General features: G+C 48.0%; 13 protein-coding genes, 1 tRNA gene and 1 pseudogene. 1 reads left to right on the top strand and 14 read right to left on the bottom strand.

Annotation, left to right across the window (positions count from 1 at the left end):
* The 4 genes from N530_RS17130 to rpsL all read right to left on the bottom strand — a co-directional run.
* Positions 1 to 296: GTP-binding protein (locus N530_RS17130; protein ID WP_035265997.1), on the bottom strand; the 296-nt coding region annotated here is incomplete at its 3' end.
* Positions 297 to 359: 63 nt separating this feature from the next.
* Positions 360 to 2450 (bottom strand): elongation factor G, encoded by a 2091-nt coding sequence (fusA, locus tag N530_RS0100300; RefSeq protein WP_026479051.1) that lies wholly within the window; start codon positions 2448 to 2450, stop codon positions 360 to 362.
* Positions 2451 to 2482: 32 nt separating this feature from the next.
* Entirely contained in the window at positions 2483 to 2953 is a 471-nt protein-coding gene (gene rpsG, locus N530_RS0100295) for a 30S ribosomal protein S7 (RefSeq protein ID WP_026479050.1), read from the bottom strand.
* Between the two features lie 43 nt (positions 2954 to 2996).
* Positions 2997 to 3368, bottom strand: a complete 372-nt coding sequence (gene rpsL / locus N530_RS0100290) for a 30S ribosomal protein S12 (RefSeq protein ID WP_026479049.1) — start codon at positions 3366 to 3368, stop codon at positions 2997 to 2999.
* A gap of 350 nt (positions 3369 to 3718) precedes the next feature.
* Between rpsL and N530_RS17125 the strand changes: the two are divergent.
* A pseudogene (locus N530_RS17125) lies at positions 3719 to 3991 on the top strand (transcriptional regulator); the annotation flags it as partial.
* Positions 3992 to 4164: 173 nt separating this feature from the next.
* Here N530_RS17125 and rpoC read toward each other — a convergent pair.
* The 10 genes from rpoC to N530_RS0100235 form a co-directional block, all read right to left on the bottom strand.
* Positions 4165 to 8370, bottom strand: coding sequence for a DNA-directed RNA polymerase subunit beta' (gene rpoC, locus N530_RS0100280; protein WP_026479048.1), 4206 nt, complete (start codon positions 8368 to 8370; stop codon positions 4165 to 4167).
* 142 nt (positions 8371 to 8512) lie between these two features.
* Positions 8513 to 12655: a DNA-directed RNA polymerase subunit beta gene (rpoB, locus tag N530_RS0100275; protein ID WP_026479047.1), complete on the bottom strand. Its 4143-nt coding sequence runs from the start codon at positions 12653 to 12655 to the stop codon at positions 8513 to 8515.
* Positions 12656 to 12915: 260 nt separating this feature from the next.
* Entirely contained in the window at positions 12916 to 13287 is a 372-nt protein-coding gene (rplL, locus tag N530_RS0100270) for a 50S ribosomal protein L7/L12 (RefSeq protein WP_026479046.1), read from the bottom strand.
* Positions 13288 to 13350: 63 nt separating this feature from the next.
* On the bottom strand, positions 13351 to 13869 hold the full coding sequence (rplJ, locus tag N530_RS0100265) for a 50S ribosomal protein L10 (RefSeq protein WP_026479045.1): 519 nt from the start codon (positions 13867 to 13869) through the stop codon (positions 13351 to 13353).
* Between the two features lie 339 nt (positions 13870 to 14208).
* Complete coding sequence (gene rplA / locus N530_RS0100260) at positions 14209 to 14907, bottom strand: 50S ribosomal protein L1 (protein ID WP_026479044.1); 699 nt, start codon at positions 14905 to 14907, stop codon at positions 14209 to 14211.
* 4 nt (positions 14908 to 14911) lie between these two features.
* Entirely contained in the window at positions 14912 to 15340 is a 429-nt protein-coding gene (gene rplK, locus N530_RS0100255) for a 50S ribosomal protein L11 (RefSeq protein WP_026479043.1), read from the bottom strand.
* 136 nt (positions 15341 to 15476) lie between these two features.
* Positions 15477 to 16007 carry a transcription termination/antitermination protein NusG gene (gene nusG / locus N530_RS0100250; RefSeq protein WP_026479042.1) on the bottom strand — a complete coding sequence of 177 codons (531 nt, stop codon included), beginning with the start codon at positions 16005 to 16007 and terminating at the stop codon, positions 15477 to 15479.
* A 30-nt stretch (positions 16008 to 16037) separates the two neighbouring features.
* Entirely contained in the window at positions 16038 to 16229 is a 192-nt protein-coding gene (secE, locus tag N530_RS0100245; RefSeq protein WP_026479041.1) for a preprotein translocase subunit SecE, read from the bottom strand.
* Positions 16230 to 16508: 279 nt separating this feature from the next.
* Positions 16509 to 16584: transfer RNA gene (locus N530_RS0100240), tRNA-Trp, on the bottom strand.
* 369 nt (positions 16585 to 16953) lie between these two features.
* Positions 16954 to 17814 (bottom strand): elongation factor Tu (locus N530_RS0100235; RefSeq protein WP_026479040.1); only part of this gene is annotated, 861 nt, incomplete at its 5' end.

Genomic DNA, 17814 nt, shown 5'->3' with positions numbered 1-17814 from the left:
AGGATCGCGCCGTCCATCTGCGCAGCACCAGTGATCATGTTTTTCACATAGTCGGCGTGGCCTGGGCAATCAACGTGGGCGTAGTGACGTGCTTCTGTCTCATACTCAACGTGAGCTGTAGAAATCGTAATACCACGTGCACGTTCTTCTGGCGCACCATCAATCTGGTCATACGCACGGAATTCACCGAAATACTTCGTGATCGCCGCTGTTAGTGATGTTTTGCCGTGGTCAACGTGACCAATCGTGCCAATGTTCACGTGCGGCTTATTGCGCTCAAACTTTTCCTTGGCCATTTCTTTTCTCCATTCATGCCGCTAAGCGGCGAGTTAGTTCAAATTAGTTTCGCGAAAGATAACTTAAGCGTATTTTTTCTTGATTTCGTCAGACACTGCCTGCGGAACCGGATCATAATGATCGAAAACCATTGTGTACTGTGCACGGCCTTGGCTCATTGAGCGCAAAGAGTTCACGTAACCGAACATATTAGCCAGCGGCACCATAGCGCTGATGACTGTGTCAATGTTACGGCTCTCAGTGCCAGAAATCTGGCCCCGACGAGAGTTAAGGTCACCAATAACATCGCCCATGTAGTCTTCAGGTGTAACCACCTCAACCTTCATGATTGGCTCAAGCAACTGAGCACCAGCTTTCTGTGCACCTTCACGGAAAGCTGCACGCGCAGCGATCTCAAAGGCAAGAACAGAAGAGTCAACGTCGTGGTAAGCACCATCAAGCAACGTCGCTTTAACACCCAACATAGGGAAGCCAGCAACCGGACCAGCATCCATAACTGATTGGATACCTTTTTCAACGCCCGGAATGTATTCCTTAGGAATGTTACCGCCAACGATTTTGGATTCGAATTTGAATTCTTCACCTTCTTCGTTCGGCGCAAATACGATTTTAACACGCGCGAACTGACCAGAACCACCAGACTGTTTCTTATGCGTATAATCGATTTCTGCTTCACGTGTAATCGTCTCACGGTAAGCAACCTGCGGCGCACCAATATTCGCCTCAACTTTAAATTCACGTTTCATACGGTCAACGAGAATGTCGAGGTGCAATTCGCCCATACCAGAAATAATAGTCTGACCAGATTCTTCGTCCGAACGAACGCGGAATGAAGGATCTTCAGCAGCCAAGCGATTAAGCGCAAGGCCCATTTTCTCTTGGTCGCCCTTAGTTTTAGGCTCAACAGCAATAGAAATAACCGGATCTGGGAATTCCATACGCTCAAGAATAACAGGCTTAAGCGGATCACAAAGTGTGTCGCCAGTTGTCGTTTCTTTCAAACCTGCAATCGCAACAATGTCACCAGCATAGGCTTCTTTAATGTCAACACGGTCGTTTGAGTGCATCTGCAACATACGGCCAATACGCTCTTTCTTGCCCTTAACAGTGTTCATCAAAGAACCACCTGTTTCAAGCTTGCCAGAATAAATACGGCAGAATGTGAGCGATCCAACAAATGGGTCATTCATGATCTTGAAGGCGAGCATTGAAATCGGCTCTTCATCAGATGAAATGCGAACCATCTCGCTATCATCTTTTGGATTGATACCTTTAATAGAAGGAACGTCAACCGGCGACGGAAGAAAATCAACAACCGCTTCAAGCAATGGCTGAACACCTTTGTTTTTAAAGGCAGTTCCGCACATCATCGGGAAGAAATCTAACGCGATACAACCTTTACGAACAAGCGCACGAAGCTGCTCATTATCAGGCATAGTACCTTCAAGATAAGCTTCCGTAGCAGCCTCATCAGCTTCAACCGCAGTTTCGATCAAAAGTTCACGGTACTCATCAGCCTTATCTTTCAACTCGTCGCGGATATCACGGACATCCCAAGTCGCGCCGAGCTGATCGCCCAACCAGACAAGTTCCTTCATCTCGATCAAATCGACGATACCCTCAAAGTTGTCCTCAGAACCGATTGGCAACTGTAGAACACATGGAGTGCCACCGAGGCGCTCTTTAACCATCTCTACACAACGGTAGAAATCAGCACCAACTTTGTCCATTTTGTTCGCATAAATCATGCGAGGGACTTTATATTTGTTAGCCTGACGCCAAACTGTTTCAGTCTGCGGCTCAACACCAGCATTCGCATCAAGAAGCGCTACAGCGCCGTCAAGTACACGCAATGAACGCTCAACTTCAATCGTGAAGTCAACGTGACCTGGAGTGTCGATGATGTTAAAGCGACGCTTTTTACCATCACGGCCCTGCCAGAAAGTAGTCGTCGCAGCAGACGTAATCGTAATACCGCGTTCCTGCTCCTGCTCCATCCAGTCCATGGTGCCAGCACCTTCGTGCGTCTCGCCCATTTTGTGGATTTTACCCGTGTAGTAAAGAATCCGCTCGGTCATCGTTGTTTTGCCGGCGTCAATATGCGCCATGATACCAAAATTACGATAATCTTTTATGTCGTATTCGCGGGCCATTATATGTGCCTACCTTCTAAAGAAACTTGTTATTACCAACGGTAGTGAGAGAACGCACGGTTGGCATCAGCCATCTTGTGTGTGTCTTCGCGCTTTTTAACAGCAGCGCCGCGGTTATTTGCTGCATCAAGCAACTCACCCGACAAGCGATCAACCATTGTTGTTTCGTTACGCTTACGAGCAGCTGCAATCATCCAGCGGATAGCAAGAGCTTGACGACGCTCAGGGCGCACATCAACAGGAACCTGATATGTAGCACCACCAACACGGCGTGAACGCACTTCAACATGCGGAGCAACATTTTCCAAAGCCTGGTGGAACATTTCAACCGGCTCTGATTTTGACTTCTCATGCACGATGTCGAATGCACCGTATACGATACGCTCAGCAATAGACTTCTTGCCGTCAAGCATGATCGCATTCATGAATTTTGTGACAACCTTATCACCGAACTTCGGATCAGGGTTGATCTCACGTTTTTCTGCACTGTGGCGACGGGACATATTATATTCTCACGTTTTGGCGCAAACAAAGCGCCCAATAATCTTACTTAGGACGCTTAGCGCCATACTTAGAGCGACGCTGCTTACGGTTCTTAACGCCCTGCGTATCGAGAACACCACGCAGAATGTGATAACGCACACCTGGTAAGTCTTTTACGCGGCCGCCGCGGATCATAACCACAGAGTGCTCTTGAAGGTTATGCCCCTCACCTGGGATATAACCGATAACTTCAAAACCGTTAGTGAGACGAACCTTGGCAACTTTACGAAGCGCAGAGTTCGGCTTTTTCGGTGTCGTTGTATATACACGCGTACAAACGCCGCGTTTTTGCGGGTTTGCCTGCAATGCAGGAACTTTATTTCGCTTTACCGGCGCAACACGCGGCTTGCGGATCAACTGGTTGACTGTAGGCATTAAAAGCCGTCCTTCGTTTTATTCGGGGCGCACATGCGCCAGTCACTATTGAACAACGTAAACATAAGCGGACAAGATCGGTGTTCCGATTTGCCCGTAATTCAGAGGAAGCAAAAGCTTCATGATTTCAAATATATACATCATATATGAGACTTGTTTGAGGCTTAAATCTGGCGAATAGACTCACCGACGAAGATGCCTCACATCGACTCGTTGGACGCTTTGTAGTCCCAACCCTTTAAAACGTCAAGCGGGTACAAGCTATTTTTTACCGCAACGCTTCCATGCTTTACCTGCATAGCCTCTTATGCGAGGACATTATCATATCAAATCACAAAATTGGACTAAATATGGACGCTCCAGAAGACCAAGACCGCCCCGTTTTCATTCTTGTAGGAAAAGTATGGGCGCAAGAGAACACACCGCCAATCGATGTGCACATTTTATTAAAAGCAGCAGACGACGATTCGGCGATTCGTGAGGCATTAAACGCCTTATCTGAAGATGGTTATGCAGAAGCATCCTTCGACCAGATAGGAACACTCGTCGACCAGCCCGATGAGGAGCCACATGCTTCAGCCTATCAAGGCGCGATGGAAGGCGAAGTGGCTATTGTTGCCTTTGATGAAATGCCGGATAGCGAAACCCCTGCCCGCACCGGCGTCACAGATGATGATGAAGAGGTAAACCCCTTCGACGTGCTGGCCGATTGGGGCAAAAAATAAACAAGCATCATAAAATGCAAAAAGCCGGAGCATCACTGCCCCGGCTTTTTTATTGAGTTGGAAGCGGCAGCTTATTCAGCTGGCGCGCTCGCATCCGTCATGTCTTCCAACATTGCATCCGCAGCTTCTGCGTTTGAATGTTTCTGACGCTCATCAATGATCAGCTTATCGCGTGAAGATGCGATACGGCGGATCTGGTTCATTGCCCCACCTGTACCAGCAGGGATCAAGCGACCAACAATCACGTTCTCTTTAAGACCCTGAAGCGTATCGATCTTACCTGCGATCGATGCCTCAGTCAGAACCTTCGTTGTCTCTTGGAACGAAGCCGCAGAGATGAACGACGGTGTCTGCAATGACGCCTTGGTGATGCCGAGAAGAACAGGATCGCCAGTAGCTGGTGCCTTGCCTTCTTCTTTCAGACGCTCATTAACATCTTCAAGCTCGATACGGTCGACATTGTCGCCCGCAATATAACCTGAATCGCCTGGCTCAGTGATTTCCACCTTCTGAAGCATCTGACGAACAATCACTTCGATGTGCTTGTCGTTGATCAAAACGCCCTGAAGACGGTACACTTCCTGCACTTCGTCAACGAGGTAAGAAGCAAGAGCTTCCACACCGCGAACAGCAAGAATGTCATGCGGCGCAGGGTTACCATCAAGAATGTAGTCGCCCTTCTCGATTGGGTCACCATCCTGCAAGTGGAAAGGACGGCCTTTTGGAATAAGATATTCCGCTGGCTCCATACCCTCTTCAACCGGCTCGATGATAATACGGCGCTTGTTTTTGTAGTCACGGCCGTAACGGATTGTACCGTCGATCTCTGCGATCACGGCATGGTCCTTAGGACGGCGTGCTTCAAACAATTCAGCAACACGTGGAAGACCACCGGTAATGTCTTTTGTTTTTGCAGATTCCATTGGAATACGCGCAATAACATCACCCGGCTTAACCTTCGCACCTGGCTCAACCGCCAAGATCGCATCTGGTGAAAGCAAGAAACGTGCAGGTGTACCACGTGCCAGTGTCAAAACTTCGCCCTTGCTATCAGTCACCAGAATAGCTGGTTTCAGATCAGCGCCGCGTGGGTTTGAACGCCAGTCGATAACAACACGTTTAGTGATACCAGTTGCTTCATCGGTGCTCTCTTCAGCAGAGATACCATCAACAACATCCTCAAGCTTAACGATACCCGATTCTTCCGACATGATCGGACGCGTGTAAGGGTCCCATTCAACCATACGCGAACCACGTTTGATAACGTCGCCATCATCAACCATTACGCGAGAACCATAAGTTACCTTATGTGTAGCGCGCTCATCGCCTTTTTCATCTTTAATGATGATAGACATGTTGCGGCCCATAACAATGTTATTGCCACTAGAGTTACGCACGATGTTACGGTTTTTGATTTCCACAACACCATCATAAGATGCTTCAAGGAATGACGAGTCCACAACCTGCGCTGTACCGCCCATGTGGAACGTACGCATTGTAAGCTGTGTACCAGGCTCACCGATTGACTGAGCAGCGATAACGCCGACAGCTTCTCCGTGGTTGACCGGTGTACCGCGTGCAAGGTCACGACCATAACATACGGCACAAACACCAGACTGCATTTCACAAGTCAGCGCTGAACGGATGAGAATAGACTGAACGCCAGCCGCTTCAATACGCTCAACATCAGCCTCATCAACCATACGTCCAGCAGGAACGATGATCTCTTCAGACTTCGGATCCATAACATCGGCAAGGATCGTACGACCCAAGACGCGCTGGCCGATAGAAGCCACAACATGACCCGCATCAACGATTGGAGACATGGTCAGACCTTTGTCTGTGCCACAGTCTTTCGCGGTAATGATACAGTCCTGTGCAACGTCAACCAAACGACGTGTTAGGTAACCAGAGTTCGCAGTTTTCAGCGCCGTATCCGCAAGACCCTTACGGGCACCGTGTGTCGAGTTGAAGTACTCGTTAACGGTCAAACCTTCTTTAAAGTTTGATGTGATCGGCGTTTCAATGATCTCACCTGACGGCTTGGCCATAAGACCACGCATACCAGCAAGCTGCTTCATCTGACGTGTAGAACCACGCGCACCAGAACGTGCCATCATGTAAACAGAGTTCATCTGTTTTTGGCGGCCGTTTTCGTCAAACTTAATAGCCTGAATACCGGCCATAGTTTCTTCGGTGAGCTTGTCATCGCACTTCGCCCAAGCATCAACAACTTTGTTGTACTTCTCACCAAAAGTGATCAGGCCATCATTGTACTGCTGCTCGTATTCTTTTGCGATTTTGTCTGTTTCTTCAACGATCGCCGCTTTTGAAGGCGGAATAACCATATCGTCTTTACCAAACGAAATACCGGCACGGCAGGCATGGCTAAAGCCAAGAGCCATAATACGGTCTGCAAAGATAACAGTCTCTTTCTGACCACAGTGACGATACACGGTATCGATCATTGCAGAGATGTTTTTCTTCGTCATCTCTTGGTTACAGATAGAGAACGGGATTTTCGCATTTACAGGCAACAATTCACCAAGGATCATACGGCCTGGTGTTGTTTCATGCAGTTGATTAACCGGATTGCCTTCCTCATCAATGGTCTTGAAACGACCTTTGATTTTGGTGTGATACGTCACAATGCCATTATCAAGCGCATGGTGCAGTTCGCCCATATCCGCAAAGATCATATCTTGGCCTGGCTCGTTTTCCGCCACGATAGACAGATAGTAAAGACCAAGAACCATATCCTGTGAAGGCACGATGATCGGAAGACCATTGGCTGGGTGCAGGATGTTGTTCGTTGACATCATAAGAACACGGGCTTCAAGCTGCGCTTCCAAAGAAAGCGGAACGTGAACAGCCATCTGGTCACCGTCAAAGTCGGCGTTAAACGCTGTACAAACAAGCGGGTGAAGCTGGATAGCTTTACCTTCAATAAGCACAGGTTCAAATGCCTGAATACCAAGGCGGTGAAGTGTCGGCGCACGGTTCAATAGTACCGGATGCTCGCGAATAACCTCATCGAGGATATCCCAAACTTCTGGCTTTTCTTTTTCAACCAGCTTCTTCGCCTGTTTAACAGTTGAAGAATAACCCTTTGCATCAAGGCGTGCATAGATGAATGGTTTGAAAAGCTCCAAAGCCATTTTCTTAGGCAGACCACACTGGTGCAATTTCAACTCAGGACCAGTCACGATAACCGAACGACCTGAATAGTCGACGCGTTTACCGAGCAAGTTCTGGCGGAAACGGCCCTGCTTACCTTTAAGCATGTCAGACAGTGATTTCAGCGGACGCTTGTTAGCGCCTGTAATCACACGGCCACGACGACCATTATCAAACAATGCATCAACAGATTCTTGAAGCATACGCTTCTCGTTACGGATGATGATGCCCGGTGCACGCAGTTCCATCAAACGCTTCAAACGGTTGTTGCGGTTGATCACACGGCGGTAAAGGTCGTTCAAATCTGATGTCGCGAAACGGCCGCCATCAAGTGGAACAAGCGGACGCAAATCCGGCGGAATAACCGGCACGATTGTCATAATCATCCACTCAGGACGATTGCCTGAATCCATGAAGTTCTCAACGACTTTAAGGCGCTTCAAAAGCTTCTTAGTTTTAAGCTCAGAAGATGTCGCTTCGAGTTCATCGCGCAGCTGAATAGCAATCTTAGGCAGATCAAGACCTGCAAGAATGGCCTGAATAGCTTCAGCACCAATCATACATGTGAACTGATCTTCACCAAATTCTTCGCCAGCCGTCATGAATTCTTCTTCAGAAAGAAGCTGATGCTCTTTCAAAGAAGTCAGGCCCGGCTCAGTAACGATGTAGTTCTCGAAATATAGAACCCGCTCGATATCCTTCAAAGTCATATCAAGCAGCGTAGCAATACGGCTTGGCAATGATTTTAGGAACCAAATATGCGCAACAGGCGCTGCAAGCTCAATGTGGCCCATACGTTCGCGGCGAACGCGTGAGAGAGTAACCTCAACACCGCATTTTTCGCAGATGATGCCTTTGTATTTCATACGCTTATATTTGCCGCAAAGACATTCATAGTCTTTGATTGGGCCAAAAATACGCGCGCAGAAAAGACCATCACGTTCTGGTTTGAACGTGCGGTAGTTGATGGTTTCCGGCTTTTTAATTTCGCCGAACGACCAAGAAAGAATTTTCTCCGGAGACGCAATAGAAATGCGAATGGAGTCGAAATTCTGTGAAGTGGCCTGAGGGTTGAATAGATTTGCAACCTCTTGGTTCATGCCGTTCTCCTTTGGGCCAAGCCCGTTTTAAACACTGGAGCAATCCCTGCTCCTGAAATTAGATGGCGGTAAGCATTTGCTAAAACCGTCACGATGAATAGCCACTGGCGGCATAAAACCGCCAATGGCTTAACTCAAACGCTTACTCAGCTGCGTCAGGCAATGCTTCCTGCGCTTCATCATCAACAGAACGTGTCGAAGACAGCTCCACATTCAGACCAAGCGAACGCATTTCCTTGACGAGAACGTTGAAGCTTTCCGGAATACCGGCCTCAAACGTATCGTCACCGCGAACAATTGCTTCATACACTTTTGTACGGCCAGCAACGTCATCCGACTTAACAGTCAGCATTTCCTGCAAGGTGTACGCTGCGCCATAAGCCTCAAGTGCCCACACTTCCATCTCACCGAAGCGCTGACCACCGAACTGCGCTTTACCACCCAGCGGCTGCTGCGTAACAAGCGAGTAAGGACCAATCGAACGCGCATGGATTTTATCATCCACGAGGTGATGGAGTTTAAGCATATAGATGTAACCGACAGTCACCGGACGGTCGAATTGTTCACCTGTACGACCATCATACAAGACAGACTGACCGCTATCATCAAGACCTGCTTTTGTGAGCATTTCATTGATTTCTTCCTCAACAGCACCATCAAATACTGGTGTTGCAATGGAAACGCCGCGGCGGAACTGTTCACCAACGATAACAATCGAGTCATCATCCATTTCGCGAACCGGTTCATTACGGTCGTTAGCAGGAATCAAATCTTCCATTGTCAGGCGTAGTGGCTGAATATCACCACTTTCCTTATATGCGTCGATCAGATCGCCAATCTTCTTGCCCATACCGGCACAAGCCCAACCCAAATGGGTTTCAAGGATCTGACCAACGTTCATACGTGACGGAACACCAAGCGGGTTCAGCACGATATCAACATGCTCACCATTTTCTAGGAATGGCATGTCTTCGTTTGGCAAAATGCGTGAAACCACACCTTTGTTACCGTGACGTCCGGCCATCTTGTCGCCTGGCTGGATTTTGCGCTTGATAGCAACAAAAACCTTAACCATTTTCATAACGCCAGGAGGCATCTCGTCGCCGCGCTGTACCTTCTCGACTTTGTCCATGAAGCGCTGCTCAAGCAGACCCTTGGACTCATCGTACTGGTTGCGAAGCTGCTCTAGTCCATCCTGCGCTTTTTCGTCAGCAACGGCAAACTGCCACCACTGTGAACGCGGATATTCGTCTAGTAGCTCGTCATTAACCTCAGCGCCTTTTTTGAAGCCCTTCGGACCAGCAATCGTTTCTTGGCCTTTCAGCATATCAGCCAAACGGCCATATGTGTTGCGGTCAAGAATTGTCTGCTCATCGTCACGGTCTTTCGCAAGACGTTCGATTTCCTCGCGCTCGATAGCCATTGCACGCTCGTCTTTTTCAACGCCGTGGCGGTTGAAAACACGAACTTCAACAACAGTACCAAATGCACCAGGTGACATGCGCATAGATGTGTCACGTACATCAGATGCTTTTTCACCAAAGATGGCACGTAGAAGTTTTTCTTCCGGTGTCATTGGGCTTTCGCCCTTCGGTGTAATCTTACCAACGAGAATATCGCCAGGTCCAACTTCAGCACCAATATAAGTGATACCAGCTTCATCGAGGTTTTTCAGCGCTTCTTCCGATACGTTCGGAATATCGCGTGTGATTTCCTCAGGTCCAAGCTTCGTATCACGCGCCATCACTTCAAATTCTTCCAAGTGAATAGAGGTGAAAACATCATCGCGAACGACACGTTCTGAAAGCAGGATCGAGTCCTCGTAGTTGTAGCCGTTCCAAGGCATAAACGCGACAAGCACGTTACGGCCAAGCGCCAAGTCACCAAGGTCAGTTGAAGGACCGTCGGCAATAATATCGCCCTTGTTCAGAATGTCACCAACACGGACCAGCGGACGCTGGTTGATACATGTTGATTGGTTTGAACGCTGGAACTTCTGCAAGCGGTAAATATCAACGCCAGCTTCGCCTGGATCAAGCTCGTCTGTTGCACGAACAACGATACGTGTCGCATCAACCTGATCGACAATACCTGCACGGCGTGCGCCAATAGCAGCACCGGAGTCACGCGCAACGATTGCTTCCATGCCTGTACCGACAAAAGGAGCATCCGCACGTAAAAGTGGCACAGCCTGACGCTGCATGTTTGATCCCATAAGCGCACGGTTCGCATCATCGTTCTCAAGGAACGGGATAAGAGCCGCAGCAACCGAAACAAGCTGTTTCGGCGAAACGTCCATAAGGTCAACCATATCACGCGGTGCCATCATCACGTCGCCATTGTGACGCGCAACAACAAACTCATTAGCAAGTTCGCCGCTATCATTGATTTCAGCGTTTGCCTGAGCAACGTGGTATTTTGCTTCTTCCATTGCGGAAAGATAGACAACTTCCATTGTCACTTTGCCATCAATGATTTTGCGGTATGGGCTTTCGATAAAGCCGTATTTATTCACACGCGCAAATGTTGAAAGCGAGTTGATCAGACCAATGTTCGGACCTTCCGGTGTTTCAATCGGGCAGATACGACCATAGTGCGTTGGGTGAACGTCGCGTACTTCAAAGCCAGCACGTTCACGTGTCAAACCACCAGGCCCAAGCGCAGAAAGACGACGCTTATGCGTAATCTCAGACAATGGGTTGGTTTGGTCCATAAACTGTGAAAGCTGTGATGAACCGAAGAATTCACGAACAGCAGCAGCAGCAGGTTTCGCATTGATCAAGTCTTGCGGCATCACTGTGTCGATGTCGATAGAAGACATACGTTCCTTGATAGCACGCTCCATACGAAGCAAGCCAACGCGGTACTGGTTTTCCATCAATTCGCCAACAGAGCGAACACGGCGGTTGCCAAGGTTATCGATGTCGTCGATTTCGCCTTTGCCATCGCGAAGATTAAGCAAGGTGCGAACAACTTCAACAATATCTTCTTTGCGCAAGATACGAACAGTATCTTCAGCTTGAAGATCAAGGCGCATGTTCATTTTAACACGGCCAACAGCTGAAAGGTCGTAACGTTCAGTGTCAAAGAACAATGACTGGAACATTGCTTCCGCAGTTTCCATGGTCGGTGGCTCACCTGGGCGCATAACGCGATAGATGTCGAACAATGCTTCCTGACGGTTGCTGTTCTTATCGGCTGCCAATGTTGTGCGCATATATGGGCCAACATTCACAAAGTCGATATCCAAGACTTGGAAGTTTTGGTTGCCAGTTTCGATCAAAGTTGCGAGCAACTCTTCGTCGATCTCATCGCCGGCTTCGGCATAAATTTCACCGGTCAGCTCGTTGACAATATCTTCAGCCAAATAGCTGCCGAACAAATCTTCGTCCGTTGCTCTAATGGCTTTAACGTTTTTCGCCTGAATATCTTTGATTGTCTTGGCTGTGATTTTCTTGCCAGATTCGACAATAACTTCACCGCTATCAGCATCAACAAGATCTTTGGTCGCTTTCGCGCCCTTCATCTTTTCGATAGAAAGCGGAATGCGCCACTCATCATTATCACGCTGATAAGAAACAAAGTTGTAATATTCAGCCAGAATTTCTTCTTGCGAAAGACCAAGCGCCATAAGCAGGCTTGTCACCGGCAATTTGCGGCGACGGTCGATACGTGCATGCACAACATCTTTGGCATCAAATTCAATATCGAGCCATGAACCGCGATATGGAATAACGCGTGATGCAAACAAAAGCTTACCAGAAGAGTGCGTTTTGCCTTTGTCGTGGTCAAAGAACACGCCCGGTGAACGGTGCATCTGAGAGACGATAACACGCTCAGTACCATTCACGATGAATGTACCATTTGGTGTCATGAGCGGCATGTCGCCCATGTAAACGTCTTGCTCTTTAATGTCTTTAACAGACTTAGCGCCTGTTTCTTCATCGACATCAAACACGATCAAACGCAATGTCACTTTCAGCGGTGCTGAAAATGTCAAATCGCGCTGACGACATTCTTCTGTATCAAATTTAGGCTTCTCGTATTCGAAACGTACGAATTCTAGCATTGCTGTGCCAGCAAAATCCTGAATAGGAAATACTGATTTGAAGGCTGCCTGTAGGCCCTCGTCTGGTCGTCCGCCTTCCGGCACATCAACCATCAAAAATTGATCATAAGATGCTTTTTGCACCTCGATCAGATTTGGCATTTCCGCAACATCAGGAATTTCACCAAAAAACTTGCGAACTCGCTTACGACCGTTAAATGAAATGGTCTGCGCCATTGCCGCTCCTCATCGTCTCGCCACTAGGGCGTTATCTTGGTTATGCTCACACACATTGTTGCGTGCGAACCCTATCGATTGTGGTGACAAGCCTATGCGCCCGGCTTGTTCGTCCTTAAAATAGATTTACCCGTATGAAACGGATAAAACCCATTTCCGAAAACCTCCAATACAACGGAGATTTCAGGAAAAGGGTTACGCTCAGATTACGATGTCAGGCACAATCAAATGACCATGCCTGACACCGATAAAGCAAAAGCTTACTTCATTGATGCTTTCGCACCAGCTTCTGTAAGTTTTTTCACGATCTCTTCAGCTTCGCCTTTAGAGATTGCTTCTTTAACCGCTTTAGGAGCCGCTTCTACCATGTCTTTAGCTTCTTTGAGGCCAAGACCAGTGATGCCGCGAACTTCTTTAATCACGTTGATTTTCTGTGCGCCTGCGTCTTCGAGAATAACGTCAAATTCTGTTTTCTCTTCTTCAGCAGCAGCGTCGCCGCCAGCAGCAGCAGCTACAGCTACAGGAGCAGCAGCAGAAACGCCCCAATGCTCTTCAAGCATTTTAGAAAGTTCAGCAGCTTCCATAACTGTAAGAGCTGAGAGGTCTTCAACGATTTTAGCTAGATCAGCCATTTTAGTTTCCTAGTTTTTTCAAGTTCGAACCAATGTCGATGTTTCAGTTTTTACAAAGAACGCCTATGCGTCTTCGCCCTGTGCGGCATATGCACCGATAACACGTGCGACCTGACCGGCCGGTGCAGCGGTGACTGCAGCGATACGCGTTGCTGGTGTTTGGATCATACCAACCAGCTTGCCTCGTAGTTCGTCGAGTGATGGAAGTTCGGCCAAAGCCTTCACGCCATTTTTATCGAGAACAGTTGAGCCAAGTGCGCCGCCAAGAAGAACGAGTTTGTCGTTACCCTTAGCGAAGTCGCTTGCAATTTTAGGAGCTGTTACCGGATCTTCGGCATAAGCAATCAAAGTCTGTCCAATGAACAGATCAGAAATTCCTTCAGCTTCTGTGCCTTCAAGAGCGATTTTAACAAGACGGTTCTTCGCGACTTTAACAGTGCCGCCCGCATTGCGCATTTTTGAACGAAGATCGCTCATTTCTGCAACGGTCAGACCTGTGTAGTGGGCCACAACAACAGAACCAGAGTCCTTAAAGACTGAGTTCAACTGTGTGACGAATTCGCGTTTTTCCGCTCTTTCCACTTTGTCACTCCGATTGACGATAATTCCTAAGGAATTATCGCTAGTTTGCCTTTGTCACCCGTCACGATCAGCATAAGCTTTTCGATCAAAGCGACGCTCGAGGATCCTGCCCCCTCGCATCCAAGCTTCGAAAAATCGAAACAAATGACACAAGGCAGTACGGTTCGAACTCAATTTCCGATAAATCGGAGAATTTTGCTCTCACCCGTCTCATGTAGGCCAATTTGAATTAAGACGTCTCGGTTAAGACACGTCACCCACAATCTCGGACAGGAAGCCAGACTTACGTCTGACTTATTCGAACCGGTTGCCCGGTCCGAAATTCTTAAATAGGGTCGATTATGCCGCTGAAAGCGTTGCAAGATCAACTTTAACGCCAGCACCCATTGTCGAAGACAATGAAACGCGCTGTACATATGTGCCTTTAGCGCCTGTTGGCTTAGCTTTATTCACAGCATCCAAGAATGCGCGAATATTCGCTTCAATCGCGTCAGCACCAAATGATGCACGGCCAATACCTGCATGCAGAATACCAGCTTTTTCAACACGGAACTCAACAGCACCGCCCTTAGAAGCTTTAACAGCAGCAGCAACGTCTGGCGTTACAGTGCCAACTTTAGGGTTTGGCATCATGTTACGTGGGCCAAGAACCTTACCAAGACGACCAACAAGTGGCATCATGTCAGGTGTCGCAATACAGCGGTCAAAATCAATCTCGCCAGCTTGAACTTTTTCGACGAGTTCTTCAGCACCAACGATATCAGCACCCGCTGCTTTGGCTTCTTCAGCCTTGTCGCCGCGTGCAAATACAGCAACGCGAACATCACGGCCTGTACCGCTTGGCAAGCTAACAACGCCGCGAACCATTTGGTCAGCATGACGTGGGTCAACACCAAGGTTCACTGCAATCTCGATAGTTTCATCGAATTTTGCAGTTGCACGTTCTTTAACCATCGCAACAGCTTCATTCAGTGAGTAAAGCTTTACGCTATCAACACCTTCACGAAGTGCTTTTGTGCGTTTTCCAATTTTAGCCATCAGATCAGCCTTCCACTTCCAGACCCATAGAACGCGCAGAACCTTCGATCATCAGCATAGCTGCGTCGATGTCGGCTGCATTCAGGTCTTTCATTTTAAGTTCAGCAATTTCACGAACTTTAGCGCGTGATACTTTACCGACGATTGACTTGCCTGGCTCTTTTGAAGCAGATTTAAGACCAGCTGCTTTTTTCAAGAGATAAGAAGCAGGAGGTGTCTTTGTCTTAAAAGTAAAAGACTTATCCTGATAATAAGTAATCAGCGTAGGAACCGGAGCGCCTTTTTCCATTTCGCCTGTAGCAGCGTTAAACGCCTTACAGAATTCCATGATGTTAATACCGCGTTGACCCAAAGCTGGGCCGATTGGCGGTGACGGGTTCGCAGAACCCGCAGGCACTTGCAGCTTTAGCTGACCTGCAATTTTCTTAGCCATATTTAGCTTCCTTATATTAAGCGCGACCATCGCACTTTGTTTAGAAGGTCGGTGGTTCGATTTCACATGCGGCTAACATGCTTCCTCTCCCACCTGTAAAAACGCTGAAAATCTTTTCAGCGCTTCTTTATTCAGCTCAGCCCTTCTCGACCATGCTAAATTCAAGATCAACCGGCGTTGCACGCCCGAAGATCGAAACTTCAACTTTCAAGCGTGAACGCTCTTCGTCCACTTCTTGAACAATACCGTTAAACGAGGCAAACGAGCCTTCCGTAACACGCACTGTTTCGCCAATCTCGAAAGATATAGATGGCTTCGGCCGATCCACACCCTCTTGAATTTGGCTCAAAATATCATTCGCTTCGCGATCAGGGATCGGCAATGGCTTCTGATCGGAACCAAGGAAACCTGTTACGCGCGGCGTATTCTTGATGAGGTGATAAACCTCGTCCGTCAAATTCGCGCGAACCATCACGTAACCTGGAAAGAATTTACGTTCCGCATCAACCTTACGGCCACGGCGAACTTCAATTACTTTTTCAACAGGAACAAGAATCTGTTCGAAATGATCCGAAAGCCCCTTGATGCGAGCGCCCTCTTCAATCGCTTCAGCGACCTTCTTTTCGAAGTTCGAATAAGCGTGAACAATGTACCATCTGGCCGTCATGTGATGCGCTGCCTAAACTTTAGTAAGAAATTAAATGCCAAACACGAGGTCAAAGACCCAGCTAAACAACTGATCGGCGGCGAAAAAGAACACGGACGCGAGAAACACCATTATCAACACCATAATCGTCGAAATCACAGTTTCTCGGCGTGAAGGCCAAGTCACTTTTGCAGTTTCTTGACGAACCTGCTGAATAAATGTGAACGGATTTGCTCTTGCCATATGTGAAATACCGCCGAAACGGTGCCTTTCAATCTGAAAAACAGACTTAAACTCGATTTACAACAAAACGACTTAAGCGACGGATAACTAAGTTCTTTTTTCAAAGTCTCAGTTACTACACTCAAGCCAAAGCTTTGTTTGGTGGCTGCGCACCCGCATAAATGCAATCCTAGCGCTCGCGTGACTTAGCGACGATTCCATGATAAATCAAGGGATTATTGCAATTTAAATTGCAAGATTGATGCCAAGACTAATCATTGACCAATCAAATGCCAAAAATGGCAGGGGCGCACGGGCTCGAACCGTGGACCTTCGGTTTTGGAGACCGACGCTCTACCAACTGAGCTACACCCCTAAAAACCACCAACAGGTGCTTCGTGACGCGTGATAATGCGACTGATCGAAAAGTGCAACAAAAAGCTGCGATAAAAGTGAGGATTATTTAGATTTGTGCTCATGAAGCGCACATGACCTGTTTGCACCGGCACCTGGAGAGTTTTCAAATGAGCACTTTAGTGTTGGCGGATTTCCACAAACGCGACTGAGCTGCTTAAAACCAACACACTTTCCATTCGGTCCACGGTATCCAGGGCCACCCTTACACCCACATCCCGTACATGCTGGCCGTTCAGGACATAGTTGATGGGCAAAAACAAAATTGGCGGGCACCGTAGCACCCGCCAAAATCAGAATAACAAGAGTTATTTTTATGCGAAGCAAATACTTACTTCAGAATTTTAGAAACGATGCCCGCGCCTACTGTGCGGCCACCTTCACGGATAGCAAAGCGCAGACGCTCTTCCATCGCGATCGGGTTGATCAGCTCAACATTCATCTCGGCGTTATCGCCAGGCATAACCATTTCAGTGCCTTCCGGCAGTGTTACTTCGCCCGTTACGTCTGTTGTGCGGAAGTAGAACTGTGGACGGTACTTGTTGAAGAACGGTGTGTGACGACCGCCTTCTTCTTTGGTCAGAATGTAGGCTTCTGCAACAAATGTTGTGTGCGGTGTTACTGAACCTGGCTTAACGAGAACTTGGCCACGTTCAATAGCTTCACGGTCAACACCACGAAGAAGAGCACCGATGTTGTCGCCTGCTTCACCGCGGTCAAGCAGTTTGCGGAACATTTCAACGCCTGTACATGTTGTTTTCTGCGTGTCTTTGATGCCAACGATTTCAAGTTCGTCGCCAACATTAACAATACCGCGTTCAACACGGCCAGTCGCAACTGTACCACGACCTGAGATTGAGAACACATCCTCGATAGGCATCAAGAACGGCTGATCAACAGGACGCTCAGGTGTTGGGATATATTCATCAACAGCAGCCATCAAAGCGCGAATTGCATCTTCGCCGATTTCTTTGTTGCTGTCTTCAAGTGCTGCAAGTGCAGAACCTTTAACAACTGGAAGATCGTCGCCTGGGAAATCATATGATGAAAGAAGCTCACGCACTTCCATTTCAACGAGTTCTAGAAGCTCTTCGTCGTCAACTTGGTCAACTTTGTTCAAGAAAACAACAAGCGAAGGAACACCAACCTGACGGGCAAGAAGAATGTGTTCGCGTGTCTGTGGCATTGGGCC

Source organism: Ahrensia sp. 13_GOM-1096m, from assembly GCF_000620605.1.
GTDB lineage: Bacteria > Pseudomonadota > Alphaproteobacteria > Rhizobiales > Rhizobiaceae > Ahrensia > Ahrensia kielensis.
This window is presented reverse-complemented; position numbering and strand designations above follow the sequence as displayed.